We start from the raw sequence: 1,267 nt of genomic DNA on the forward strand, positions 1-1,267 counted from the left end.
AGGAATTCGACGTCAAGCGCGGCAAATGGAGTTTTGCCAACCTGCCGGTGATTCCGCCGTATTTCGACCTCAAGCCCGTGGACAAGACCAAGAGCCGGCTCAATGCCGTGGTCAAGCTGGCCAAGCGCAAGGACGTCACCGAACTCATCAACGCCTGCGACGCGGGCCGCGAGGGTGAGCTGATCTTCCGCCTGATCGAGCAGTACGCCGCAGGCGCCAAGCCCGACGGCAAGGGCCTGGGCAAGCCGGTCAAGCGCCTGTGGCTGCAGTCCATGACGCCGCAGGCCATCCGCGACGGCTTCCAGAACCTGCGCAGCGACAGCCAGATGCAGGGCCTTGCCAGCGCGGCGCGCAGCCGCTCCGAGGCCGACTGGCTGGTGGGCATCAACGGCACGCGCGCCATGACGGCCTTCAATTCGCGCGACGGCGGCTTCTTCCTGACCACCGTGGGCCGCGTGCAGACGCCCACGCTGTCCCTGGTGGTGGAGCGCGAGGAAAAGATCCGCAAGTTCGTCAGCCGCGACTACTGGGAAGTGCATGCCGCCTTCGACGCGCAGGCCGGCCAGTACCTGGGCAAGTGGTTCGATCCCCAATGGAAGAAGAGCGAGGATGCGGAAGCCCGCGCCGACCGCATCTGGAACCAGCGCGACGCCCAGGCCATCGCCGACGCCGTGCGCGGCAAGCCGGCCCAGGTCACCGAGGAGTCCAAGCCCACGTCCCAGGCCAGCCCGCTGCTGTTCGACCTGACCAGCCTGCAGCGCGAGGCCAACGGCAAGTTCGGCTTCTCGGCCAAGACCACGCTGGCGCTGGCGCAAAGCCTGTACGAGCGCCACAAGGCCCTGACCTACCCGCGTACCGACTCGCGCGCCCTGCCCGAGGACTACGTGCCCGTGGCGCACCAGACCTTCGCCATGCTGGCCGGCAGCGGCATGCGCCACCTGGCGCCCTTTGCCCAGCAGGCGCTGGACGAGAACTATGTGCGCCCGACCAAGCGCATCTTCGACAACAGCAAGGTGTCGGATCACTTTGCCATCATCCCGACCACGCAGGCGCCCAGCGGCCTGTCCGAGGCCGAGCAAAAGCTCTATGACCTCGTCGTGCGCCGCTTCATGGCCGTGTTCTTCCCGAGTGCCGAGCACCAGGTGACCACGCGCATCAGCAAGGTCGAGCAGCACAGCTTCAAGACCGAAGGCAAGATCCTGGTTAAGCCCGGTTGGCTGGCCATCTACGGCAAGGAGGCCGCCAACGAGGTCGAAGGCGGCAAGGA

1 protein-coding gene is annotated in these 1,267 nt (G+C 66.5%); it reads left to right on the forward strand.

Features of this window, described 5'->3' with window-relative positions:
- On the forward strand, positions 1 to 1,267 hold a 1,267-nt coding region (locus tag KDK82_RS18005; protein ID WP_256974540.1), incomplete at both ends, for a DNA topoisomerase.

The sequence above is a fragment of the Delftia sp. K82 genome (genome assembly GCF_002193035.1).
GTDB classification, from domain to species: Bacteria; Pseudomonadota; Gammaproteobacteria; order Burkholderiales; family Burkholderiaceae_C; genus Comamonas; species Comamonas acidovorans.